At 45.3% G+C, this 25219-nt stretch carries 25 protein-coding genes; 5 read left to right on the top strand and 20 right to left on the bottom strand.

Features of this window, described 5'->3' with window-relative positions:
• The first annotated feature begins 26 nt into the window (after positions 1–26).
• Positions 27–911, top strand: coding sequence for an alpha-1,2-fucosyltransferase (locus ICN44_RS08025; RefSeq protein WP_216263431.1), 885 nt, complete (start codon positions 27–29; stop codon positions 909–911).
• A 13-nt stretch (positions 912–924) separates the two neighbouring features.
• Here the strand turns inward: ICN44_RS08025 and ICN44_RS08020 are convergent, their stop codons facing one another.
• The 8 genes from ICN44_RS08020 to ICN44_RS07985 all read right to left on the bottom strand — a co-directional run bounded on the left by ICN44_RS08020 (position 925) and on the right by ICN44_RS07985 (position 7384).
• On the bottom strand, positions 925–1839 hold the full coding sequence (locus ICN44_RS08020; protein WP_216263430.1) for a glycosyltransferase family A protein: 915 nt from the start codon (positions 1837–1839) through the stop codon (positions 925–927).
• The gene (locus tag ICN44_RS08015; RefSeq protein WP_255537508.1) at positions 1839–2738 is read right to left on the bottom strand and encodes a DUF6492 family protein; all 900 of its coding nucleotides are present in this window, start codon (positions 2736–2738) and stop codon (positions 1839–1841) included. The genes ICN44_RS08020 and ICN44_RS08015 overlap by 1 nt, the downstream gene beginning before the upstream one ends.
• Positions 2739–2753: 15 nt before the next feature.
• Positions 2754–4109 carry a hypothetical protein gene (locus ICN44_RS08010; RefSeq protein WP_370624884.1) on the bottom strand — a complete coding sequence of 452 codons (1356 nt, stop codon included), beginning with the start codon at positions 4107–4109 and terminating at the stop codon, positions 2754–2756.
• 13 nt (positions 4110–4122) lie between these two features.
• Positions 4123–5082 carry an aspartate carbamoyltransferase catalytic subunit gene (locus ICN44_RS08005; protein WP_216263429.1) on the bottom strand — a complete coding sequence of 320 codons (960 nt, stop codon included), beginning with the start codon at positions 5080–5082 and terminating at the stop codon, positions 4123–4125.
• Positions 5082–5582 carry a bifunctional pyr operon transcriptional regulator/uracil phosphoribosyltransferase PyrR gene (gene pyrR, locus ICN44_RS08000; RefSeq protein WP_216263428.1) on the bottom strand — a complete coding sequence of 167 codons (501 nt, stop codon included), beginning with the start codon at positions 5580–5582 and terminating at the stop codon, positions 5082–5084. The genes ICN44_RS08005 and pyrR overlap by 1 nt, the downstream gene beginning before the upstream one ends.
• 55 nt (positions 5583–5637) lie before the next feature.
• Positions 5638–6051 carry a Holliday junction resolvase RuvX gene (gene ruvX / locus ICN44_RS07995; RefSeq protein ID WP_216263427.1) on the bottom strand — a complete coding sequence of 138 codons (414 nt, stop codon included), beginning with the start codon at positions 6049–6051 and terminating at the stop codon, positions 5638–5640.
• Positions 6044–6583, bottom strand: a complete 540-nt coding sequence (locus tag ICN44_RS07990) for a YqgE/AlgH family protein (protein ID WP_255537523.1) — start codon at positions 6581–6583, stop codon at positions 6044–6046. Before ICN44_RS07990 ends, ruvX begins: the two co-directional genes overlap by 8 nt.
• A gap of 126 nt (positions 6584–6709) precedes the next feature.
• Entirely contained in the window at positions 6710–7384 is a 675-nt protein-coding gene (locus ICN44_RS07985) for a YdcF family protein (RefSeq protein WP_255537506.1), read from the bottom strand.
• 211 nt (positions 7385–7595) lie between these two features.
• Here ICN44_RS07985 and ICN44_RS07980 point away from each other — a divergent pair, with 211 nt between their 5' ends.
• Both ICN44_RS07980 and ICN44_RS07975 read left to right on the top strand, forming a co-directional pair.
• Complete coding sequence (locus tag ICN44_RS07980; protein WP_216263424.1) at positions 7596–9068, top strand: deoxyribodipyrimidine photo-lyase; 1473 nt, start codon at positions 7596–7598, stop codon at positions 9066–9068.
• Positions 9069–9117: 49 nt separating this feature from the next.
• Positions 9118–9957 carry a symmetrical bis(5'-nucleosyl)-tetraphosphatase gene (locus ICN44_RS07975; protein ID WP_216263423.1) on the top strand — a complete coding sequence of 280 codons (840 nt, stop codon included), beginning with the start codon at positions 9118–9120 and terminating at the stop codon, positions 9955–9957.
• Between the two features lie 35 nt (positions 9958–9992).
• Here ICN44_RS07975 and hemL read toward each other — a convergent pair whose 3' ends face one another.
• From hemL to ICN44_RS07925, 10 genes are all read right to left on the bottom strand, one after another.
• Positions 9993–11294 carry a glutamate-1-semialdehyde 2,1-aminomutase gene (hemL, locus tag ICN44_RS07970; protein WP_216263483.1) on the bottom strand — a complete coding sequence of 434 codons (1302 nt, stop codon included), beginning with the start codon at positions 11292–11294 and terminating at the stop codon, positions 9993–9995.
• A gap of 13 nt (positions 11295–11307) precedes the next feature.
• Entirely contained in the window at positions 11308–11478 is a 171-nt protein-coding gene (locus tag ICN44_RS07965) for a rubredoxin (protein ID WP_216263422.1), read from the bottom strand.
• Positions 11479–11507: 29 nt separating this feature from the next.
• Positions 11508–12944, bottom strand: coding sequence for a class I SAM-dependent RNA methyltransferase (locus ICN44_RS07960; protein ID WP_216263421.1), 1437 nt, complete (start codon positions 12942–12944; stop codon positions 11508–11510).
• Between the two features lie 67 nt (positions 12945–13011).
• Positions 13012–13437, bottom strand: coding sequence for a CopD family protein (locus ICN44_RS07955; RefSeq protein ID WP_216263420.1), 426 nt, complete (start codon positions 13435–13437; stop codon positions 13012–13014).
• A 29-nt stretch (positions 13438–13466) separates the two neighbouring features.
• Complete coding sequence (locus tag ICN44_RS07950; RefSeq protein WP_216263419.1) at positions 13467–14744, bottom strand: glutamate-5-semialdehyde dehydrogenase; 1278 nt, start codon at positions 14742–14744, stop codon at positions 13467–13469.
• Positions 14745–14762: 18 nt separating this feature from the next.
• Positions 14763–15824: a DNA polymerase III subunit delta gene (gene holA / locus ICN44_RS07945; RefSeq protein ID WP_216263418.1), complete on the bottom strand. Its 1062-nt coding sequence runs from the start codon at positions 15822–15824 to the stop codon at positions 14763–14765.
• A 14-nt stretch (positions 15825–15838) separates the two neighbouring features.
• Positions 15839–16366 carry an LPS assembly lipoprotein LptE gene (gene lptE / locus ICN44_RS07940; RefSeq protein WP_216263417.1) on the bottom strand — a complete coding sequence of 176 codons (528 nt, stop codon included), beginning with the start codon at positions 16364–16366 and terminating at the stop codon, positions 15839–15841.
• A 14-nt stretch (positions 16367–16380) separates the two neighbouring features.
• A complete protein-coding gene (leuS, locus tag ICN44_RS07935) occupies positions 16381–19053 on the bottom strand; it encodes a leucine--tRNA ligase (RefSeq protein WP_216263416.1) in 2673 nt (890 codons plus the stop codon).
• A 42-nt stretch (positions 19054–19095) separates the two neighbouring features.
• Positions 19096–19896: a 4-hydroxy-tetrahydrodipicolinate reductase gene (dapB, locus tag ICN44_RS07930; protein ID WP_216263482.1), complete on the bottom strand. Its 801-nt coding sequence runs from the start codon at positions 19894–19896 to the stop codon at positions 19096–19098.
• A 68-nt stretch (positions 19897–19964) separates the two neighbouring features.
• Positions 19965–20648, bottom strand: coding sequence for an outer membrane protein assembly factor BamE (locus ICN44_RS07925; RefSeq protein WP_255537501.1), 684 nt, complete (start codon positions 20646–20648; stop codon positions 19965–19967).
• Positions 20649–20730: 82 nt separating this feature from the next.
• On the opposite strand from ICN44_RS07925, the gene fur reads away from it, so the two are divergent.
• Entirely contained in the window at positions 20731–21183 is a 453-nt protein-coding gene (gene fur / locus ICN44_RS07920; protein ID WP_216263481.1) for a ferric iron uptake transcriptional regulator, read from the top strand.
• A gap of 146 nt (positions 21184–21329) precedes the next feature.
• Here fur and gap read toward each other — a convergent pair whose 3' ends face one another.
• Together gap and tkt are read right to left on the bottom strand one after the other, a co-directional pair.
• On the bottom strand, positions 21330–22358 hold the full coding sequence (gap, locus tag ICN44_RS07915; protein WP_216263414.1) for a type I glyceraldehyde-3-phosphate dehydrogenase: 1029 nt from the start codon (positions 22356–22358) through the stop codon (positions 21330–21332).
• A gap of 41 nt (positions 22359–22399) precedes the next feature.
• A complete protein-coding gene (tkt, locus tag ICN44_RS07910) occupies positions 22400–24391 on the bottom strand; it encodes a transketolase (protein WP_216263413.1) in 1992 nt (663 codons plus the stop codon).
• Positions 24392–24434: 43 nt separating this feature from the next.
• Between tkt and ICN44_RS07905 the strand changes: the two genes are divergently transcribed.
• The gene (locus ICN44_RS07905) at positions 24435–25196 is read left to right on the top strand and encodes a 16S rRNA (uracil(1498)-N(3))-methyltransferase (RefSeq protein ID WP_216263412.1); all 762 of its coding nucleotides are present in this window, start codon (positions 24435–24437) and stop codon (positions 25194–25196) included.
• Positions 25197–25219: the final 23 nt, after the last annotated feature.

Raw genomic sequence — 25219 nt, 5'->3', positions numbered from 1 at the left:
CCATCTGATGTTTTAATTATAAAGTTATGAATATCATCGCACAGCTACAGGGTGGACTTGGCAACCAACTCTTTCAATACGCCACTGGAAGGGCTCTTGCCCTGCAAAAGCAAGTTCCTTTACTACTAGACCATAGTTGGTATACCCAAACCTATGATGATGTGACTCCTCGAGAGCTAATGCTGAGTGAATTAAATACCAAAGGGTCTCTGATTTCCTTTCAGCCAAAGATTCAGCGCCCAAAACGTATACAACGCATTGCCCAAAAATTCTGGCCCATCAATCCGTTTGTCTTTGCAGAGCAAGCCCCCTATCGATTTGACCCCCGACTAAATAAGTCGCCTGCTTTTAAGCAACAAAACCTCTACCTCATGGGTTATTGGCAATCTTATAAATACTTTGAGAGCATTAAAGCCATTCTCCAAAGCGAGATCAGCCCCAAGAAGTCGCTCGATACCCATTACCAAAACTATCTTCAACACATTCAAGCGACTGCATCGGCTATGGTGCACGTGCGTCGCTGTGATTATGTCAATCTAGCGAGCGCTGCAAAAGTGCATGGATTTATTGGCCTTGATTACTATCATGCGGGTATGAAGCTATTGCTAGAGCAAAATCCAGAAATACATTTTTTTGTATTCTCGGATGATCTTGAATGGGCAAAGGAAAACCTCCCTCACTCAGAGAGAACTACCTTCATACAATCACTCGATAATAGCGATGCAGTAATTCAAGAGCTTGAACTCATGACTCACTGCCAAAATCATTTGATTGCAAACAGCTCTTTAAGTTGGTGGGCTGCTTGGTTAAGCAAGCAATCAAACGGAGTCATTCTATGCCCAAAAAAATGGACCAATGATCTGAGCATGAATTGGGATGATTTATTACCTAATACCTGGCAACGAATTTAAAAAAATATTTAATTTAGGATGTAAAAGAAGCAAACATCGATACCAGCAAACGCTCTAGCCTCGTGAATGGTGTTAATAAACTATTTCCACGATATTGAAAGCGAGCATAAATCTCATAATTGGCCGCCACTGAAATACCGCAAATTTTTTGATTCAATTGCATTAAAAATGGAATAGCAACCTTGATTCGATCAGCGAAACCCATTGCTCTTGGTGTTAACTTCGGCGATATACCCAAGCCTAAGAGATAATTTTCACGACTATTTGCAAAAATAGTATTTGTCTCAGAATTTTGAACCTGACTGGTTTGCTTAGAATGAATACGGTAAGTGATCAGCCTCTCTTTGAGATTAGCAAAACGATATCCTGCTAAAGCCAGTTCTGCCCATAATGAATAATCTTCGGCATAGTCCCTGCCCTTTTGATAAGGGTGGCTTTTGAATATCTCCGCTCTACCCATAACCGCTGGATTACACAGTGGGCTAGAGATCGTAATAAGCGCACGAATATCCGCATCTGAATAGCGCTGCTTAGAGGCTTTTACCTTACCACTAAGCTCATTCAATGAATCATAAGCGCTTCCACAGATATCAGCTTGATTGGTGTTTAAGAAGTCAACTTGAGTCTGTAGGCGATGAGGCATAGCAATATCGTCCGCATCTAAAAAAGCAATATAGCTTCCGCGAGCCGCGGCGACCAGTTGGTTGCGAGATTTAACTAAGCCCTGATTTTCTTGAAGATCTATTTTATAAATACGGGGATCATTAAAGTGATTGATCATATGACTTGTGTTGTCTCTTGATCCATCATTCAAGATAATGAGTTCAAAATCAGAAAAACTTTGTTTGAGGATACTTTCAATTGCCTGTGCAATATATTTCTCAGCATTGAATGCCGGCATGAGCACACTAACTACAGGTAGCTTCATTAGATAAAGCTTTGTAAATATCGGCCAAAGCGCTTTATACGCTTAAGCAGACGGGAAGGAAGTGATTTCTGCGAAGCGCCAAAATTCAACTCAGATTCCCAAGCGGACTGATAAATAATCCCCATGTAATGCTTTGCAACCTTAGCTTCGGTTTCACCAAGGCGCTTCATTAGGAAATATTGCCAATCGTAGTGATAGATCCGAAACAAGGGCTCAATCGCTATAAGCGGAATAGCATGGAACTTCAGGAGGGCTTCTCCATAAATCAAAGTCTCAGGATATTCAGAGGTAATCAAATCCCAAATACTCATACCTTGAGGTTGGAGAAATTGTGTATCCAATGATTGCCAAACTTTGGCCGACCAAATAAAAGGGGCTGGCGCGCAATAAAAATTTGGGCCTATTCGGCCAAATAATTTTTGTACGCGGTCTGCTTCGGCCCTAAGATCTCTCTCAACCTTATCTTGCCCACGATTAGCTGCTATTTGAAAAAGTTCTTTGTTCTGATGCAGGACTGTGTAAGGTACGCCATCTAAAGATAAGAAATCAGATTGATGAAAATCTCGAATAAATAAACTATCAGAATCTAGGCATAAATAGTTTTCAGCAAGACCTAAGCGCCAAAACTCAGATTTCACAATCTGCTGTGACAAGCCACCTGGCATAGCCTGATATTTTTCGAAACTCGACTTAGGATTGGCGGCCACAATATCCTCATCAGCCACCCAGGTGTAACCCTCTTGCCCCAAAACTTCTATAAGAAGGGCTTTATCCGCTTTTGGAGTGGAGATATAAAAAGGCAGGTGATCAACATTGAACTTGCTAATGGAGTCCAGCAAGCGCTTTAGACGCAGGAAATCCCTTGAATAGGATTTGCAGTAAAGAACAAAATCTTTCAAATGATTTTCCAGTTGTTATTGAGCGTGACTTTGCACATTCGTCAATATGGTATTAACAGCCTGATCAACGCCAATCGGCTTCCAGGCTGGCTCAATCAAATGTTTTCCCTGCCAGTCTAACCAAATTCTCTCTAAGGCCATGGCAATTCCCCCGGAATCGCCTTCAGCACTTAAATATGCCCCTCGATCGAGCAACATTTGATCTAACTGGGGATTGCGGTGGGTAATGCCCCAGATCGGGCGACCGGCCCAGAGGTAATCGTAGAACTTGGATGGAATGTACTCAGCACACCACTCATCATTACCATGCAGCAATATTAAAACATCTGCCTCTTGCATCTTTTCAACAACCCGCTCGCGCCCAGACTTACCGCTGACAGGATCTTTTTCTAAACGACCATGCGCCAGCAATACATCAGAGAATCCCAGTTGATTGATTGCATCAAGCGATAGAGAATCCAGAGGAGCGCCATAAGCATGGACTCGAATTAAATTTCTAGCCTCTGGATATTTCTCAAACAGAGGAACAAGACCATTTAAAACAGTTGAGAGTGATCGATCATTGGCTAGCGAGCCAAAATGACAAAGATTGAGTTGAGATGTATAGGCATGCGCCCTATTGGCATTAAGACTGCCCGGAGGCTCAGCGCCAGGGGTTACTACAAATCCATGGGCATTATGGGGTGTATTGAGATTGGGATTGCGTACCTTAGCATAATGCAAGGCACCTTCAGTAAACCACCAGACCTTGTCTGAAAAACGAGTGAGTTGATTTTCTAAATAATGTCTAAATCGGGCATCGCGGTTTTTGGGTTTCTCAAACCCTGGATCATTAGGATTCTTACGAATCACCAATGGGTCATGAACTTCAGAAATTAATTCAATGCCGGTTGCTTTTTTGAGCCATACACCTGCCAAGTGAGCAGACCAAGCGCTACCAACAGACATCACCACATCAACTTTACCGGCACGAATTAGTCTCCAGCCATGTAAAAAGGCTGGTAATGCCCATGACCATTGACTGGAGTAGCCAAGGCAAAGCTTCTCAACCGCAATAAGTGGTGCCAACAAGATCGAAACTGTTCTCGTGGTGATCTTGTAAATAAATCCACGACCATATTTATTGGCCACCCAATGACGAAAGTCAAAACGAAAACCTGAAGGGCCCCAAGCAATAAATTGGTAATGTGGAAAACGTTGATCTTTGATGCCGGTGATGGCGCTAAATACAATTGGCTCAACACCCGCTTCTAACAAATAAGGGATTTTGTCAGTAATGGTTAAGCTCGCTGCGCGGCCATCCATATTGAATGCATGGGTCAAAATCAGCCAACGCTTTTTTTCAGTCACAGCAGGCAAAGAAATGGTCACTCAAGCAGCTCGACTAGTTACCAGCAACAATGGACATCACGGCCATACGTACTGCAATCCCAAAGGTTACTTGATTCAAGATCACCGATTGAGGACCATCAGCAACGATTGAATCAATCTCAACACCCCGATTCATGGGTCCTGGATGCATCACGATGGCATCGGATTTGGCTAAAGCTAGGCGAGTAGGGTTTAAGCCATACTGTTTAAAGAAAGCATCACCCTCGGGAACCTGACCAGTTTCCATGCGTTCCTTTTGAATACGCAGTGTCATTACGACATCCACATCCTTTAATCCCTCTTCCATGCTGTGGAAGACTTTGACACCCAACATATCTAGATCGCTTGGAAGCAAACTTTCTGGACCAATTGCCCGAATATCCTCACAACCTAAAGTCGTGAGCGCATGGATATTCGATTTAGCAACGCGGCTATGAACAATATCCCCCACAATCGCCACCTTCAAACCTTTAAAGTTTTTCTTAAAGTGACGCATCGTATACATATCCAACAAGCCTTGCGTTGGATGTTGATGGCTACCATCACCTGCATTCACGACGTGAACATGCGCAGGCACGTGATTCGCGATTTCAATTGGAGCCTTAGATACGCTATGACGCACAACAAAAATATCAGCCTGCATTGCCACTAAGTTATCAATGGTGTCTAGAAGGCTCTCGCCTTTAGCGGTGGAAGATGTAGAAATATCTAAATTAATGACATCTGCGGATAAGCGTTTAGCAGCAATCTCAAAAGTTGTTCTAGTACGTGTGGAGTTCTCAAAGAACAAGTTAAATACGCTTTTGCCGCGCAGTAATGGGACCTTCTTCACCTCGCGAGCAGGATCTGTCACGCTAACAAACTGTTGCGCAGTATCCAAAATATGCAGAATCTGCTCCTTAGGCAAGCCCTCTAGAGTGAGAAGATGCGTTAGCTCTCCAGCCGCATTAAATTGATTCACTAGCTGACTCATTACTCACGCTCCTCTAGCTGAAAGCTGAACTTGCCAGCGGTATCTTTTTCTAAAACCAGAATTTGGTTTTCTGGAACCTGCACCTGCTCACCTACAAAATTAGCAGTTACTGGTAATTCACGATTTCCTCGATCAGCGAGGACCATGAGTTCAACTTGCGCAGGCCTTCCAAAATCAAATAATTCATTGAGAGCCGCTCGAACAGTCCTACCAGTGAGCAATACGTCATCTATCAAAACCACATTGGCGCCATTGACATCAAAAGGTAAATGCGTGGTCATGGTGCTAGCGGTACGCAAGGCTGTCATGCCCTTCTCCGCATAGTCATCTCGATGAAAAGCGACATTAATGATCCCAAAGTGTGGAAGCCCTAAATCATGGGCGAGCCGCTCTGCAATCCATGCACCGCCCATAGCAAGCCCAGCAAGCTCGAAAGAACCCTCTTGCGCTCTCTTGCGCAAGTTCTCTAGTAATTTTCCGTATAACTGTTCAGCATTCATTCTCTGGTCCGGGCTCTATATAAGATCTATTTCTTTTTCTGGCGTTTAACTTAATCTAACTCAGGGGCTTCACGCTGTGTTCTGCAAAATACTGCTCCAAAATAAGGGCTGCAGAGTGCGCATCTAGATTGTCGTGCATCTTGGAGTCCCCCTCCAAAACTGCTGAGGTATAGCGCTCATCCACCCAGGAAACCGGCAACTGAAAGCGGCCATGCAACTGATTGCCGAAGCGGACTGCCTTTGCAGTCATTTCATGGGGTGTGCCGTCTGGATGCACCGGCCTACCAACTACTAATTGATCGGGCTGCCACTCTTTCAAGAGTTTCTCAATTACCTGAAAAAGAACATCCCCACTTGGCGCTGCAATGGTCTTCAAAGCTTGGCCTGCTTTTGTAACGGAGTTTCCAACTGCCACACCCACTCTACGAGTTCCATAATCAAATGCCATCACCGTCAATGCGTCAGGCATGCCCAGCCTCTCCAGACAGATGAGACAAATCAAAACCTAGGTGACTCACCGCTTTTTCGTAACGCTGACTTGATGGGGTATTAAAAATGATCTCAATCATTTGTTCGCGTGCTAATGGCACATTCATCCAGCCATTCAGCGTAATTTCTTCTTCAAGCTGACCAGCGCCCCAGCCGGCATAACCTAAGGTCATCAAAAAATGTTGCGGGCCTTTGCCGACAGCTACCGCTTCAAGTACGTCCTTGGATGTGGTCATCGTCAAGCCGCCTGGAATAATCAAAGAAGAGCTATAAGGCGATAGTGCATCAGACTCATGCAAAACAAAGCCGCGCTCTATCTGAACCGGGCCACCAAAATATACTGGCTGCTTTAATAATGGAGCAATCTCCAATTTCAACTCAATCTTGTCAAAGAGCGTTTCCAAATCGACCTCGGTAGGGCGATTAATGACTAAGCCCATCGCACCCCTCTCGGTATGCTCAAACAGGTAAATCACAGAACCAGCAAAATTAGGATCCACCATGCCCGGCATAGCAATTAAAAACTGATTGGCGAGATGGTCTGCGGAAAAGGAAATTGATGACTCTGACACAGAAGCTCGTTCTGAAGCAGGGGGTGCTTTTTTAGCCGGAGTCATATGGCTTATTTTACAGAATATCTAGATTTTTCCGGTAATCCAGTAAGCAAAAAGGCCAACCAGCTCATGAATAACATCATGCCAATTTTGGGCCCCATCAACCAAATTAAAAGAGGTCCATTGAAGACTGTTGGCCGTCTGGTAATCCACCGGTAAGGGCAGCACTAACAAGCCCTGTTTTTGGAAGATCTTCGTAGATCGATACATGTGACTTGCGGAGGTGATCAATAACCACGGTTTCAATTGCCCAGATGCGTTCTTGACCCCCAATTCCTCAATCATCGGCTTCATATAAAGTACGTTTTCGTAAGTATTACGAGACCGATTTTCATAAAGAGCCTTTTCCTCATTTAAACCCTGCTCTTGGACAAGCTGCTTGAACGCATCAGCCTCAGATATGCCTCTTGGGGTAATTCGACCCGAATAGCCGCTAAATATGTAAGGCAGCGTAGGGTATTTTCGAATCAACTCGAAGGCTTTGGTAATGCGTTCTGCTGAAGCATGAATAGATACCTCAGCGCGATCTACTGCGATTTCCCCACCAGAAATAGCTCCACCTAAAATAATAATCCCGCCAACATCATCTGCTAAATTCTTAGATAGCCCTACTTTAGGAACGAGATTCTCAATACCCCTCAATAAAACCTCTGAGGCCGGGAGCCAGCCGACAATAAATAGATCTAGTAGTGCTAACAATAAAAATCGTTTGCACAGGTTTGACTTTCTAAGCGATAAAAAAAGTAAACTTAGAAAGACAAAAACAATCGCCCAATTGAGGGGCTCAATGCAAAATTGCACCACCTTCGAGAGAATAAAAAAGATCGTATCCATAATTCCTTAGGATCTTAACCTGTCTGCCCTGCCTAGCCGCCTGCATTTACCTTGAATAAGCCCTAATATAGGGGCTATGCAAAAAGCTCTCGTTTGGCTCCGCCGTGACCTCCGCCTCTATGACAATGCTGCGCTTCACCACGCCCTAAAAGAAAGTGGCCAAGTTTGGCTTACCTTCGTATTTGATACAGACATTCTCAAACCCTTATTGAAGGGTGATTTAGACGCCAACGGACTCAAGCATGACCGCCGCGTAGATTTTATCTGGCAGGGCATAAAGCAAATTGATGACGAGCTTCGCAAGCAAGGTGGTGGGCTCATTGTTCGCTTTGGAAAACCTACTGAGTGTATTCCAGAAATTGCAAAAGAGCTAGGTGTGGAAGCCGTCTTCACCAATCGTGACTACGAACCTTCAGCGATTGAGAGAGATCAAACCGTTAAAGCATCTCTAGAAAAATTAGGAATTGATTTTGAAAGTTTTAAAGATCAAGTGATTTTTGAGAAAAAAGAAATTCTTACAAACTCAAATACTGTCTTTTCAATCTTTACGCCTTATAAAAATAACTGGCTCAAGACTCTCCAAGAAAAAGATCTTGCTGCATATGAGTGCAATCCAAAGCCTAAGCAACTAGGGGTCTTACCAAAAAAATTAGATCAAAAACTGCCTTCTCTAGAGTCGATGGGATTTTGCCCTACCGGCATTGAAAGCTATCTACCACCTGGCTCCGAGGGCGGTCAAACCTTTTTAGAAGACTTCCTCCATCGCATTGATCAATATCAGATTGGTAGGGACTTCCCGGCAATTAAGGGTGTTAGCTATCTCTCAACCCATCTACGCTTTGGGATGCTTTCTATTCGTGGCTTAGTACGCGAAGCTCATCGTCGCATGTTAGCTGGCAGCATGGGTGCAACTATTTGGTTAAGCGAACTCATATGGCGAGACTTTTATTTCATGATTCTGGCCAATCATCCTCGCTTAGCAAAAGGCGCCTCTTTTAAACCCGATTATGACAATATCACTTGGGAATCTGGTCCAAAGGCAAAGAAACTTTTTGCCGCTTGGTGCGAAGGTAAAACAGGCTACCCATTAGTTGATGCCGCCATGCATCAACTAAATCAAAGTGGCTATATGCATAATCGCCTACGTATGGTGGTTGCCAGCTTTCTGACCAAGGATTTGGGAATAGATTGGCGCTGGGGCGAGGCCTACTTTGCAGAACATCTCAATGACTTTGAGCTTTCCTCAAACAATGGTGGTTGGCAGTGGGCCTCCTCATCAGGATGTGATGCGCAACCCTACTTCCGGATCTTTAACCCCATTACCCAGTCAGAAAAATTTGATCCAGAGGGTAAATTTATTAAACGCTACTTACCGCAGCTGGAAAAGCTCTCCAAAAAGTCTATTCACGCCCCCTGGAGAGCCGGCCATATTGAGCTAGAGGCTGCCGGGATCGTAATTGGGCGTGACTATCCACTGCCGGTAGTGGATCACGATGAAGCGCGCAAAAACACCTTGGTGCGTTACAGCGTGGTTAAAAAAGTCGCCTAATACACAGAATCATTAGCGCCCTATTCACAGTTCCGATTTAAGATAGGGTATGAGCAAGATCTACGCCGTAGGGGATGTGCAGGGCTGTGCGCCCTCTCTCAAAGCCCTAGTCAAGAAACTTCCAAAAAAATCGAAGATGATTTTTTTGGGGGACCTCGTCAATCGCGGCCCAGACTCGCTTGGTGCATTACGCCAGCTAAAAGTTTTACAAGAATCAGGTCGCGCTGAATGCATCTTAGGCAATCATGATCTACATCTCCTAGCAATCGACGCAGGACTTCGAAAATCCAAAGGCCTGGACACTATTGAACCCATACTGTCGGCACCAGATCGCAAAGAACTGATTCACTGGATTCGTAATCGACCCATGGCCTTAAGCAATGGCAAAGTATTAACAGTGCATGCGGGAGTGTTACCGCAATGGGATCTGCAGCAAACCATTGAATGCGCGCAAGAAGTAGAAAAAACTTTACGTAGCAAATCGTATAAAGATTTTCTGGCCAATATGTATGGAAATACACCAAATCAGTGGAGCAAATCACTGAAAGGTTATGAACGCCTACGTGTGATCACGAATACTTTAACCAGAATGCGTTTCTGCACACCCACTGGAAAAATGGAATTTGAGAGCAAAGAAGGCTTGGAGAAAGGCCCCAAAGGCTACATCCCATGGTTTAAAGTCCCAGGCAGGAAGACTCAAGACGTTCTTACCTATTTCGGTCATTGGTCAACCCTGGGCTTATTGCGGCAAGATAATGTGATTGGCCTTGATACTGGTTGTGTGTGGGGTGGCAAGCTTTCTGCCCTAGAAATTTCTAGCTCAAATAAAGACTCTAAAAATCTAGAGCTCATTCAGGTAAGTGGTTACGACCACCCACTCAGAATGTAAACAATCAGAAATATTGATTATTTAATCGTTAAAGCTCAAAGCTTTTTAAAGGATTTCTCGGCAGCAGCAATGATGGCATCGATTACTGCATTGTCATGCGCTATGGAAGTAAAGCCAGCTTCGTAGGCAGATGGCGCCAAATACACACCCTCATCCAGCATGAAGTGGAAAAACTTCTTAAACGCCTCAATATTGCTTTTAGTAACTGCTTCATAGGTAGTTGGCACCTGATCAGCGAAGTAAAAGCCAAACATACCGCCAACGCTATCCACAGCAAAAGGAATGTTGGCTTTATCTGCAGCTTGTTTTAAGCCTGCCATTAACTTTTCTGTTTGGCCAGTCAAGCATTCGTAGAAACCTTCGCGAGAAATAATCTCCAAAGTTTTTAATCCTGCAGCAACTGCTACTGGATTACCAGATAAAGTACCCGCCTGATAAACATTACCCAAGGGGGCAAGCTTATTCATGATCTCTTTCTTACCACCAAACGCCGCCATAGGCATGCCGCCGCCCATGACCTTACCTAGGCAAGTGAGATCAGGGGTTATGCCCTGCAAGGACTGAGCGCCACCTAGAGCGACTCTAAAACCAGTCATCACTTCGTCGTAGATTAAGACGCTGCCATGCTTACTAGTCAAACTTCGAATAGTCGATAAAAATTCTTTTGAAGGCTGAATGAGATTCATATTGCCGGCAATCGGCTCCAAGATCACAGCGGCGATCTGATCTCCCTGCTTTTTAAAGACTTCCTCAATTGCTGCCACATCGTTATATGGCAGAACTAAAGTATGCTTCACCAAATCCTGTGGAACGCCACCAGAAGAAGGTGCATTTTGGGTAGAGTCTGCAAAGGTAAGTAAACCCGAACCTGCTTTGACTAATAGACTATCAGCATGGCCGTGATAGCAGCCCTCAAACTTAATAATCAAGTCACGGCCAGTGTAACCACGAGCGAGACGCAAAGCACTCATCGTTGCTTCAGTTCCACTAGAAACCATACGCACTTGTTCGACACTCGGCATAAGTGCACAGATACGCTCAGCCAATTCAATCTCGCCTTCCGTAGGGGCACCATAACTAAAGCTAGTTTCAGCAGCTTTCTGAACCGCAGCCACCACCTCAGGATTAGCGTGGCCCGCAATCATTGGGCCCCAAGACATAATTAAGTCGATATAACGCTGATCATTAGCATCCCAGAAATAAGGACCTTGGGCTCTAGTAACAAAACGGGGAGTTCCGCCCACCTGACGAAATGCTCGCACTGGAGAATTAACGCCCCCAGGAATTGTCTTTTGTGCGCGCGCAAATAAAACTTCGTTTTGATCTAATTTTGTCATCATTGCTTCCGAATTAAATTGCCATCATTTCAAAATCTTCTTTTCGGGCACCGCACTCTGGACAAGTCCAGTTCATCGGAACATCTTTCCAAAGGGTTCCAGGTGCAATACCTTCATCAGGCAAACCAGCGGTTTCGTCATACACCCAACCGCAGATCAAACACATATACGTTTTAAATTCCATTACCTAACTCTCCGAAAATTTTAGTTACTTTAAGCTGGTCGCTTAGCATACATCTCAAACTTGAATAAACGGCACTCCAAAGGGCCATTAAATAAAGGGGTACGCTTAGATTCTTTGATACGTAGCTGACCTGGCAGCGCCATATCTGCTGTCAACACAAAGATATTCCAGCCACCAAAATCGTCTTTGAGATGCTGGCCAAACTGACGCAAAAACTCCACAAACTTTGGATCCTGCTCTTCTTGGGCTTGAAGCTTCTTCAAAGATTCACGACTTGAACGTTTAGCACTTTGACGACCAGTCTCTAAGTTCAATTCAAAACGATTATCAGGTTCATCATCGTAATTAGTATCTTCACTAGGAGCGCGATCCTGACCACGTCCCCCTTTAATGACCAGACGCTCGCCATAAGGAGGGTTCAATAACATCACCCCCTCACTCAGATTGCCTGGGGCTTTGGCTGCCAAGGCATCAACTTGACGCACCACCGGTTGATCGGGCAATTGGGCTCTTTGCCAATTACCTTTGAACATCGACACCAATTTCTCGTTGATATCGCCACCGGATATTTTCAGAGCATCAACATTTGGATATTGCTTACGCTTTTCCAACATCAAAGCTAGTGCTACCTCTTTCAAATCTACCCAACGCTTTTGCTCAGCAGTTTCATTAAACGGCTTGAGTCTTTGAAACCCAAAGCCATGAGCGGAAGTCACCAAGGGGCGATAAGCTAATCGACTTGGCTTAGCATCATCACCATACATGCCCGCACGAATAGCGCCCGGTGGAACGCCTAGCGCTATCTGCGCAGCCTCAATTAAGAAGGTGCCGCTACCGCACATAGGATCAAATAAAGCTTGCCCTGGTTTCCAAGCGGTAATCGACAAGATGCCAGCGGCTAAATTTTCCTTTAGAGGTGCATCACCCTTTTCATCGCGCCAACCTCGCTTAAACAATGCTTCGCCTGAAGTATCTAAATAAATCGTGATTTGATTAGCGGTTAAATGGGCCTGCACGCGCACATCTGGAAAGGCAGTATCGATACTAGGACGATCGCCAGTCACGTCACGTAAACGATCAACGATGGCATCTTTAATTTTGAGCGTTGCAAAATTTAAGCTCTTTAATGGGGAGCGATGTGCCGTCACATCAACTCGTAAAGTTTGCTTTGAACTAAACCATTCCTCCCACGCCAAGCCGCTCGCTAATTTATATAAGTCTTCTTCTTGCCGATAAGGCGCTTGGGCCATTTGTAATAACACTCGACTCGCAATACGGGAATGTAGGTTCAGCGCCATTGCAGCAGAAATTGGCGCAGCAAGACCAACACCACCCGTAGGGCTAGTTGGCGTAGGATCAATTACCCATGCCCCCAAGGCCTTACATTCTGGGCGTCCAGCAATCTCTGCCAGCTCCTGGGTAAGCGGCACTTCCAAGCCGCCTGGACAAACAACAAAAAATCTCATGAGGCTAATAGTCTTTAAATGGGGAGTTAAAAATAAAACAGTATTGAACAGTATTAAAAAGCTGGTCTTAAGGTTTAAACAACACCAAGGCAACAATAATGACCAACAAGATCACTGGGACTTCATTAAACCAACGAAACCAAACGCCAGATTGTTTATTGATGCCTGCACGAAACTTCTTGAGCAGATTTAAACAGGCATGGTGATACCCAACCACCAAAATCACAAAGATTAATTTGGCATGCATCCAGATATCGCCAGCACCAATACCAAAGTAAAGCCATAGTGTCAGACCTAGTAGTACTGCTGGCACAGCCAAGATGGTCATGAATCGGAAGAGTCGATTCGCCATACCCAATAAACGGGCATAAGCGTCAGAGTTTTTCTCTTCGGCCAAGTTCACAAAAATTCTGGGCAGGTAAAACAAACCGGCGAACCAAGAGGTGATGAATACGATGTGAAAGGTTTTTACCCAGAGGTAGGCGTTGCTCATATGTAGTTAGCTCTAATTATCTTTTTACTTTAGGTTCGAATCTCGCCATGGCCCATAACCACATACTTTAATGAAGTCAAGCCATCTAGGCCTACGGGGCCACGGGCATGCAATTTGTCATTAGAGATGCCGATTTCAGCCCCTAAGCCATATTCAAAGCCATCTGCAAAGCGAGTGCTGGCATTGACCATCACGCTGGCGCTATCCACTTCACGCAAGAAGCGATCGGCCTGCGCTTTGTTATTAGTAATAATGGCATCCGTATGTTTGCTGCCATATTGCTCAATATGATTCATGGCTTCATCGATATTAGCCACTGTCTTAATAGATAAGATGGGAGCCAAGTACTCAGTTTGCCAATCTTCTTCTTTAGCATCGACCAGATTCTGAAAGCCATTTGCTTCAAGGGTTTTGCGAGTCAAACCATCAACCCGTAACTCCACACCTTTATCTTGATAAATCTTGCAAAGGGTTGGTAGTACCATCTGAGCGATTTCTTGATTCACTAGCAAGGTCTCCATCGCATTGCATGGCGCATAGCGTTGAGTCTTAGCGTTATCACACACTTTCACAGCCATCGCTACATCAGCATCGGCGTCAATATAGGTATGGCAGATACCATCCAAATGCTTAATCATTGGCACCCGCGCTTCAGCCATCAAGCGTGCGATGAGACTCTTACCACCACGAGGTACGATCACATCAATATATTGAGTCATGGTGATCATCTCGCCTACGGCACTACGATCCGTAGTGGTCACCACTTGCACTGCGTCTTTAGGCAAGCCGGCGGCGGCCAAACCATCCTGAATAATTTGAGCCAATAAGGTATTTGAATCAATTGCCTCGGAACCACCACGCAAAATCACGGCATTGCCAGACTTTAAGCACAATGCAGCTGCATCGATGGTGACGTTTGGGCGAGACTCATAAATAATGCCAATAACGCCCAAAGGTACGCGCATCTGACCTAACTCAATACCGGAAGCCTGCTTTTGCAAAGCAGAAATTTTGCCAATCGGATCATCCAAAGAAACAATTTGCTCTAAACCCAAAGCCATAGTTTCAATAGTCTTTGGAGTCATAGTGAGGCGATCAATAAAAGCGGGATCTTGCCCATTTGCTTTTGCACGCTCTACATCCACTTGATTAATCTTCTGAATCTTGGCAGCCTGCTGACGAACTACTTTAGCAATATGTAATAAGGCCTGATTCTTTTGCTCGCTAGATGCGCGCGCCATTGCACGCGATGCGGCACGTGCTCGCATCCCAATGTCTTGCATCATTTCTTGAATGGATGAACTCATTTCTTAATCTCTTATTTCTTAACGGAGTAAATTTCCAACTAAACGCAAACCATCCCATGGATCGGCAGGCAATTCAGCCGCATACAAACCCTTTACTTGGCGATCTAATCCTGCCGCAACCTGCATCGCTCTTCGCAACTTGAGGGGCTGAACCCTTCTCAATGCTGCTGGGTATAAACGCTCTTTATTTCCCCAAATTCGGTTGGCCCGCATCAAGTTCTGCACTGATTCGCCAGCATCGCTTGCAGCCTTCAATTTAGATAGTATCCGAAGCTCTTCAGTTACGCTCCATAGAATCAATACCAGCGGCTCACCCTCACCTTTGAGGCCATCCAGCATGCGATTGAGCCTAGCCAGATCTCCAGCCAGCATTGCTTCAGTCAGCTCAAAGACGTTGTAGCGCGCCACCTTCAAAATGGATGACCGAATTTGCTCCTCAGTCAATTTTCCTACGGGGTATAACAATCCCAACTTCAAAATTTCTTGATGAGCAGCAATGAGATTGCCCTCTACCTGATCGGTAATAAACTCAAGCGCCCGCTGACCTTCCGGCCCCGCTTCCACTGCTTGGTCTTGACGTTTAAGTCGTCCAGCGATCCACTGTGGCAAATGGCTACGATCCAAAGAATCAACCTGAATTGCCATACCAGCATCATCTAAAGCGCTAAACCACGCAGAAGTCTTGGTTTTGCCATCCAGGCGAGGCAACACAATACAGACAACCGTATCTGGACCATCTGACCCCATAGGCTGCGCAGCAATTTGAGATGCGAACTGCTTAAGAGCATCAGCTCCATCACGCCCAGGCTTACCAGTTGGAATGCGTAGTTCGACCCAACGCTTATCGCCAAATAAAGACATGGTCTGACCAGCACTCAGAAGAGCACTCCAATCAAATCCACGCTCTTGTAATAGCACTTCGCGTTCGGTGAAGTTTTGTTTCTTAGCAGAAGCTCGTAATTGATCCATAGCCTCCATCATCAACAACGGTTCATCACCACTGAAAACATATAGCGGCAACATGGCGCCACCAGAACTCAAAGACTTGAGGTGCACTTGTAAGGCATCAACTTTAACCATGCCTTAATCTGCCTCTAAAACGCTCTTGATTGCGGGGCTTTTGCAGCCGCTGCAACACGGCGCAAGATCTGGATAGCCAAATCTTTACGCATCAGAGTTAAGAATTGCTGAATTTGAACATCGGTAGCCAACACCGTTGAAACCGTGAAGTCCATATCGCGAGTCATGTAAATCTCTGCCTCAGGCACGATTTCTGCGCCCGCCAAGTCGTAGGCTCTAAAGCCAACACGAATATTGAGGCGATATGCGGAGACTTGACCGTTGGAGTTGTAAGCCAAAATCTCGCGACCATTGATATCGTTAGTAATTTCCAAGATGAGATCTGCATCTTTAGGATTGATAGCAACCTTCGCATCCGTGCCTGTCAGAATCGCCGTCTGCAAGTCCGCCCTGAGAGGTGGGGATGGATTACCAGTAATCGCAATGACCTTGAATGGTAAATCCACCATACCGCGCAAACGAAAGCCGCAAGCGATCAATCCACTGAATGGAGCAGTAGCAATTAAGCCTAGGATTGCACGACGAAGGGAATTTACTCTCATGTCTCTTTTTCTATTTAAGCAACAATATTAACTAAACGTCCAGGCACCACAATTACCTTTTTCGGTGAATTGCCATTCAAAGCTTTTTGTGCGGGCTCGCTTTGTAAAGCTAATGACTCAACTTGCTCTTTGCTGGCATCTGCTGGCACCTTAATATCACCACGCAACTTGCCATTAATCTGCAGCATCAAAGTCAGTTCAGTCTGCACCAATGCCGCTTCATCTACCGAAGGCCATGAAGCATCAAGCAAAGGCCCATAAGTCTTTGTATAAGCAAGATCTTTCCACAACACATGAGTCATGTGTGGAACTACAGGATAGAGAACACGTAATAAGATACTTAAGCATTCACGCAAGACAGGCGCACTAATGGCAGCATTCTGCTCCAACTTGATAGGCTCAAGAATGTTGAGCATCTTCATCGCTGCAGAAACCACCGTGTTGTATTGACGACGTTGATAGTCAAAATTAGCTTGCTTCAAAATCGTATGTACTTCACGGCGAAGTTCTTTTTCAGCATCGCTCAAGTTGCTAGGCAAGCTATCAGAAGCGTCATGCAATGCGCCAGCTTGACTGCTGGAATACATCCAGACCCGACGCAAAAAACGAGAGGCGCCATCTACGCCAGCGCCAGACCACTCCAACTGTTGCTCAGGAGGGGCGGCAAACATCACAAATAAACGCGCAGTATCTCCGCCATATTGATCAATTAATGATTGAGGATCAACGCCATTGTTCTTGCTCTTAGACATCTTCTCAACACCGCCAATAATGACTGGTGTATTTGAAGCGTCACCTATCAACTTGGCGCCTTGCGGACGACCCTTCTCATCAAGATCTAATTCCACATCCAGGGGATTAAGCCAAGTCTTTTTACCCGAAGCATCTTCAGAGTAATAGGTCTCATTGAGGACCATTCCTTGGGTCAGCAAATTCTGGAAGGGCTCGTCAAACGTGATGAGATTGAGATCGCGCATGACCTTAATCCAGAAACGCGCATAGAGTAAATGCAAAATCGCATGCTCAATGCCGCCAATGTACTGATCCATCGGCATCCAATATTCATTGCGCTCATCGACCATGGTCTTAGCATTAGGTCCGGTATAGCGCATGAAATACCAAGAGGAATCCACAAAGGTATCCATGGTGTCAGTTTCACGACGCGCAGGTTTGCCACACTTCGGACACTTCACATTCAAGAAGTCAGTGCGCTTATTGAGTGGATTACCACTGCCATCAGGTACGCAATCTTCCGGCAATACTACTGGCAGGTCTGCCTCCGGCACGGGCACAGCACCACAACCTGAATTGCTTTCATCGCCACAATGAATAATCGGAATCGGCGTACCCCAATAGCGCTGACGAGAAATACCCCAATCACGCAATCGATAGGTAGTCTTGATTTCGCCAATGCCAAGCTTTTCAAATTCTTTCGCAACAGCGCTCACTGCCTCTTCATGCGACAAGCCATCAAACTGAGCACTGTTAAAACAAACTACGCCTTCTTTTTGGGCATACCAATCTTCCCAGCGAGTGGCATTAAACATTGGCGACTCGCCTTTGAGCGCAATTACTTGCTTAATTGGTAAGTCATACTTCAACGCAAAAGCAAAGTCGCGCTCATCGTGAGCCGGCACGCCCATGACTGCGCCATCGCCATAAGACATTAATACGTAATTACCAACCCAGACAGGCACTGGCTCATGTGTCAAAGGATGTGTAACGTATAAGCCAGTAAACATCCCCTCTTTTTCTTGAGTAGCTAAATCAGCCTCGATCACGCTACCGGTTTTGCATTTCTCAATAAATGCGGCGAGCTCGGGATTGTTAGCGGCTGCCTTGGCAGCTAATGGATGCTCAGCCGCTACCGCGCAGAACGTAACACCCATGATGGTGTCTGCACGGGTAGTAAATACATACAAGAGGCCATCTTGAATAAAGTTACCATGATCATCAGCAATATCGTGCTTAAAAGCAAAACGTACACCACGGCTTTTGCCGATCCAGTTTTGCTGCATAGTCTTGACGCGCTCAGGCCAGCCCAAGCTATCTAAGCCAGAAAGCAATGGTTCTGCATAGGCAGTGATATTGAAGTAGTAACCGGGTATTTCACGCTTCTCTACTAAAGCACCAGAGCGCCAACCACGACCATCTATCACCTGCTCATTTGCTAAAACAGTTTGATCAATTGGATCCCAATTCACCACTTGCGTTTTGCGATAGGCGATACCTTTTTCGAGCATCTTTAAAAAGAGCCACTGGTTCCAACGATAGTAGTCAGGGCTACAGGTAGCCACTTCACGCGACCAATCAATCGCTAAACCCATCGCAGCCATTTGCTTTTTCATATAAGCAATGTTGTCGTAGGTCCATTTAGCGGGGGGAACTTTATTTTGTATCGCTGCATTTTCAGCCGGCATACCAAAGGCATCCCAACCCATAGGCATGAGAACGTTATAGCCTTGCATGCGGAGCTGACGTGCCATCACATCGTTAATGGTGTAGTTGCGTACGTGCCCCATGTGGAGCTTGCCAGATGGATAAGGCAACATTGAGCAGGCGTAATACTTTGGCTTCTGCTTACCCTGCGCATCCACTGCGTTCTCGGCTACTTGATAGACTTGCGCACTTTCCCAATCAGCTTGCGCTGCCGCTTCAATACTGCGGTAGTCGTAATCCTTACTCATTCTTCAACAACTCTTTTCTTCTATTTTTGATTGATTGACTAATTATTTACGTAAGCCAAGAACATCTTGCATGTCGAATAAACCTGCACTTTGGTTTTGCAAGAAACGGGCTGCACGCAATGAACCTTGCGCATAGGACTGACGGCTTGAAGATTTATGACTAATTTCAATACGCTCGCCATCACCAGCAAATAAAACAGTATGGTCACCAACAATATCGCCACCGCGAATCGTTGCAAAACCAATAGAGCCTTCTTTACGTTCACCGGTATGACCTTCACGTGCAAACACGGCAACGTCATCGAGCTTTTCACCTAAAGCATCCGCAATCACTTCACCCATCTTGAGTGCAGTACCAGAAGGAGCATCCACCTTATGCTTATGATGAGCCTCAATAATCTCAATGTCATAACCTTGATTGAGCATCTTTGCAGCGATCTCTAGTAACTTAAAAGTCGCATTCACACCCACACTCATGTTTGGCGCAAAAACGATCGCTAACTTTGCCGACGCTTTTTTCAAGCTAGCAATTTGATCGGTAGTTAGGCCTGTTGTACCGATAATCATTTTGGTGCCGGCCTTTTCCGCAAAAGCCAAATGGGCCATAGTGCCTTCAGGCCTAGTGAAGTCAATTAAGAATTGTGCATTAGCTAAAACCTGGGCAACATCAGAGGAAATGAGCACGCCAGTTTTTTTACCCAAGAAGGCGCCAGCATCTTCACCCAACTGTGGGCAAGCATTATGTTCAAGCGCACCAACCAACTGCGCATCAGTTGTATTGAGAACAGCCTCAATCAACATCTTACCCATACGGCCTGTTGCGCCTGCTATTGCAATCTTCATCATTTTTCTTCGCTTCTGATTAAAAGTGGCTGAAGAAACTGACTTCAGCATCAACACATAAGTAATTTCTACTTGGCTTCACTAGCCTGCGGAACATTAAGAGCGCCAGGCCCCAATGGCTCAGACTGAACATTTGGATCCTTTTTAGAAAAACTAAAATAGTCCCAGAATGAACTGCCAGTTTTAGCTGGCGGTATGGCTACACCAGCCGCTAAATTATCCGTTTTACTTGGCACCATCAGTTCAGGTTGCTGCAATGGCGGGGTAACTGGTGGCTTATTGGAGCCCGTGATGACTTCCCAGAACGAACGCTTGGTTTTGGCGTAGTTATCAATCTCGGCAACCATCTCAACTTCTGTAGGCAAAGCATCACCTTCAAACTTCACTACTTTGTCGCCATCAAAGAACACTGTGACATGACGATCTTTGCCCATGACCTGACCAGCGCGCTTGAATTCAAAAATATAATCCCAGCGATTCGCATGGAAATAACTTGCCAATAATGGTGTACCTAAAATTTGGCGCACCTGTTCACGAGTCATGCCCAATTGCAACTTAGCGTACTGCTCGCTAGAAATAAAGTTACCTTGCACAACATCCGGAACATAAGGTCTAAAAACCTTATTCATCCAAGCGCGTTGAGTTTCATCAACGGCAGAAGTGCATCCAACCACCCCCATCAATCCCAATAGGGCCAGGGAGACCAGCCCCAATCGGGCAGGGGAATAAACACCCTTCAAAAACGGGTTCAAAAAGCGGGTAAAAAGTTCAAGGCAATTTTGCATGGCTGGCCGTATCATTAAGACATTGATTTTAGCTCCCAATGCCATAAATATGACCCAAAACCCTAGTCCTGAAGATTTACGCGATATTGGCCTAAAAGCTACCGGCCCAAGGATGAAAATCCTCGATTTTTTTCATCAAAACGGCGGAACCCACTTTAGCGCCGAAGATGTCTTCATGGCCCTGGCCAAAGAAGACAAAGAGATCGGCCTGGCAACGGTTTACCGGGTACTTACCCAATTTGAGCGGGCTGGCCTTCTACTGCGCAGCCATTTTGAATCTAGCAAAGGCGATAGCAGGGCCATTTATGAATTAAATGAGGGTCAGCACCACGACCATCTGGTTTGTATTGATTGTGGGCATGTAGAGGAATTTGTGGACGAAGCCATTGAAAAAAGGCAGCGCGATATTGCCAAAAACCTGGGTTTTAAGCTCCAAGAGCATTCTTTGGCCATGTATGGCCAGTGCCTGAAGAAAAATTGCCGCAACAAACAAGCTAAATAAAACAGCCAAAATAAGCAGTTTTCAGCACTATAGAAGCAAAAAAGACCTCAAATTGAGGTCTTTTTTACAAAATGAAGCCTAAAAAGAAGATTTAAGCGTTTTTTAACAACTTTTAAGCACTCTTAACTACTCTCATCTATTTTTTCTTACTTGACAGCCATTAATGCTTCAGCAGCATTGAGCATCTGCACTGAATAACCCCATTCGTTGTCATACCAAGCTAGTACTTTGACCAACTTGCCGTCTGCAGAGACGCGAGTTTGGGAGGCGTCATAAATACTTGGGCGTGGGTCATGGTTAAAGTCGATGGATACCAATGGCAAAGTATTGAAGCCCAAAATACCTTTGAGATCACCTTCGCTAGCAGTCTTGAGAATGGCATTCACTTCGTCAACGCTGGTGGCGCGACTAGCAGCAAAAGTGAGGTCGACAACAGACACGTTAATCACTGGTACGCGCATCGCGAAACCATCAAAGCGACCTGCCAAAGCTGGCAGAACTAAACCAACCGCCTTAGCGGCACCAGTCTTCGTTGGAATCATGCTGGTAACAGCAGAACGTGCACGACGCATATCCTTGTGATACACATCTGTTAATACTTGGTCATTAGTAAATGCATGAATCGTAGTCATCAAACCAGATTCAATACCAATCTTTTCTAAGAGCGGTTTAACTAATGGAGCCAAACAGTTTGTTGTGCAACTGGCATTAGATACAACCACATCGCCTGGCTTCAATACATTCTGGTTTACGCCGTACACAATAGTTGCGTCTACATCTTTTTCGCCAGGAGCAGAAATCAATACTTTCTTCGCGCCCTGCTCAATATGAATCATGGCTTTTTCTTTGGAAGTAAACTTACCAGTACATTCCAAAACTAAATCAACACCCAACTCACCCCATGGGGTTTCTGCAGGATTACGTGTGCAGAACATTTTGATGCGATCGCCATTGACTACCATGCAATCACCATCAACGGATACATCGGCTGGGAAACGGCCATGAGCAGAGTCATATTTTGTAAGGTGGGCGTTAATAGCAATATCACCCATCGCATTAATTGCGACAATCTTGATATCACGACGTGGCTTACCATTTACTTGATCTTCATACAAAGCACGCAATACCATGCGGCCAATACGCCCATAACCATTAATTGCGACACGAATTGTCATTTATTTTCCCTTACTAATATTGAATTTATTTCGTATTTCTATTATTTCTTTGCAATGCATTGTTTGACTGTCTTCGCAATCTGATCAGCCGTTAAACCAAAATATTCATATAGCACTGGCGCAGGCGCTGATTCACCAAAGGTATCTACACCGTGAACTGCTGCGCAACCATACTTCCACCAGAAATCACTCACGCCCGCTTCAACTGCAATGCGCGGAATATTCGCAGGCAATACTTTTGCTTTGTAGGCAGCATCTTGTTGATCAAAAACAGTGGTTGAAGGTATCGAAACCACGCGAATACCTAAACCTTCTTTTTCTAATTGCTGCGCAGTTTGTAATGCGAGAGCAATTTCAGAACCAGTCGCAATAATGACTGCATCAATCTTGCCAGAAGGGTCACGCAAAACATAACCGCCGCGTGCGATTTCTTTAATCTGTGCAGGAGTACGAGATACAAATGGACAATTCTGACGACTAAAGATCAGGGCGCTAGGTCCATTTTTACGTTCAATGGCTGAGCCCCAGGCTACAGCGCTCTCCGTGGTGTCACAAGGACGCCAAACCATCAGGTTCGGTATGAGGCGCAAACTAGCTACATGCTCCACAGACTGATGGGTTGGACCATCCTCACCCAAGCCAATTGAGTCGTGGGTAAAGACAAAAGTACTGCGTAATTTCATTAATGCAGCCATACGCAAAGCGTTACGACTGTAATCAGAGAAGGTTAAGAATGTGCCACCAAATGGGATGTAACCACCATGTAAGGCAATGCCGTTCATGATGGCGCTCATACCAAATTCACGCACACCATAATTAATATGGTTACCCCATTGATCAGCGCGCACAGGTTTGCATGAAGACCAATTAGTTAAGTTGGAACCCGTTAAGTCAGCAGAGCCACCCATTAATTCTGGTAAAGCAGGTGCCAAAGCTTCGATAGCATTCTGACTTGCTTTACGAGTCGCAATGGTTTCTGCTTTAGTTTGGCAAGTTTTTAAGTACCCACTTAATGTAGATGAAAAATCTTTAGATAAGTCACCCGCCATACGACGTTGCAATTCAGCAGCAAGTTCTGGAAATTTGTTTTTGTACTTCTGAAATTCTTTATTCCACTCATGTTCAGCTGCTTGACCACGCTTTTTAAAATCCCAAGCAGCATAAATATCTTTTGGAACTTCAAATGGTGCGTATGGCCAATTCAATGCAACACGAGTAGCTGCAATTTCAGTCGCGCCCAATGGCGAGCCATGCACTTTATCGCTGCCAGCCATATTTGGCGAGCCTTGACCAATCGCGGTCTTGCAGCAAATCAGGGTTGGCTTATCGCTCTTTTTAGCCTTGGCAATCGCGGCAGATACAGCTTCTGCATCATGCCCATCAACAGCACGAATCACATTCCAACCATAAGCCTCAAAACGCTTAGGGGTATCTTCGTTAAACCAAGAAACGACTTTGCCATCAATCGAGATGCCGTTGTCATCCCATAATGCAATAAGCTTATTGAGTTTGAGTGTGCCAGCCAAAGAACATACTTCATGGCTAATGCCCTCCATCAAACAGCCATCGCCTAAAAATACATAGGTGAAGTGATTAACAATATTAAAGCCAGGGCGATTAAATTCTTCTGCCAATAATTTTTCAGCAAGCGCCATTCCCACTGCATTCGAAATTCCTTGACCCAATGGACCAGTAGTTGTTTCTACGCCAGGAGTAATTCCATACTCAGGATGTCCTGGAGTTTTGCTATGCAATTGACGGAAATTTTTCAACTCTTCAATCGGCAAGTCGTAACCGGAAAGATGCAAGAGTGAATACAACAACATAGATCCGTGGCCATTAGATAAAACAAAACGATCGCGATCAATCCAATGGGGATCTGTTGGGTTATGTTTTAAATGTTCATTCCAAAGACCAACAGCAATATCTGCCATACCCATTGGCATGCCAGGGTGACCTGAATTTGCCTGCTGTACTGCATCCATGGATAAGGCGCGAATGGCATTGGCCATACGAATTTGAAGATTTGACATCGTAAAAGTGGTCTCTGGAAAATTAATTGGCTATATTTCAGTAATGCCTCAATTTTATCTTCCCGGACCATGGGAATCCCAAAAGCCAACCGCCCTCACCCCAGAGGTCGCCCACCATTTGCGCGTTAGACGTGTCCAAGCCGGGGAATTTTTCCCCGTATTTGATGGAAAGGGGCAAGTTGCCAAGGGTGAGCTCCTCTCTTTGAGTGGGAAAACGGGTCAAGTCCAGCTAACGGATATCCGCACCGACACCCATCGTGAGACCCCATATGCCATTACTTTGGCCCAGGGATTGGCTGGTGGCGACAAAATGGACTGGATTGTTGAAAAAGCGGTAGAAACTGGCGTCCAAAATATTGCCCCGATGCAATGCGAGCGCTCCATCCTCAAGCTCACCCGCTCTAGCGACCAAGAACGCGCCCAAAAGCGTCTAGCACACTGGGAAGGGATTATTCAAGCTGCATGCGAACAATGCGACCGTACCGTCTTTACCACCCTAGAGCCCATTCAAACTTTTGAAAGTTATTTAAAAGCAACTCCTAAGCCTGCACTCAAACTACTACTCAGTCCTGATGCGTCGAAAAGCCTGTATTCAGTACTCTTTGAAAATGATCCACAAGATATCGTCTTAATGATCGGCCCTGAAGGCGGTCATTCGCCTGAAGAAGAGGCGCAAGCGCAAGCAGCAGGCTATCAATTGGTTTCACTGGGGGAGCGGGTACTCAGAACAGAAACAGCGGGTGTAGTGGCTATTACAGCCGTACACAGCATATGGAATCCTGAAATGCAAAATCGCCTCAAATAGAGGCGATTTATAAGGCTTGCAGG

It is taken from the genome of Polynucleobacter sp. JS-Fieb-80-E5 (assembly GCF_018882015.1).
Lineage (GTDB): Bacteria > Pseudomonadota > Gammaproteobacteria > Burkholderiales > Burkholderiaceae > Polynucleobacter.
This window is presented reverse-complemented; position numbering and strand designations above follow the sequence as displayed.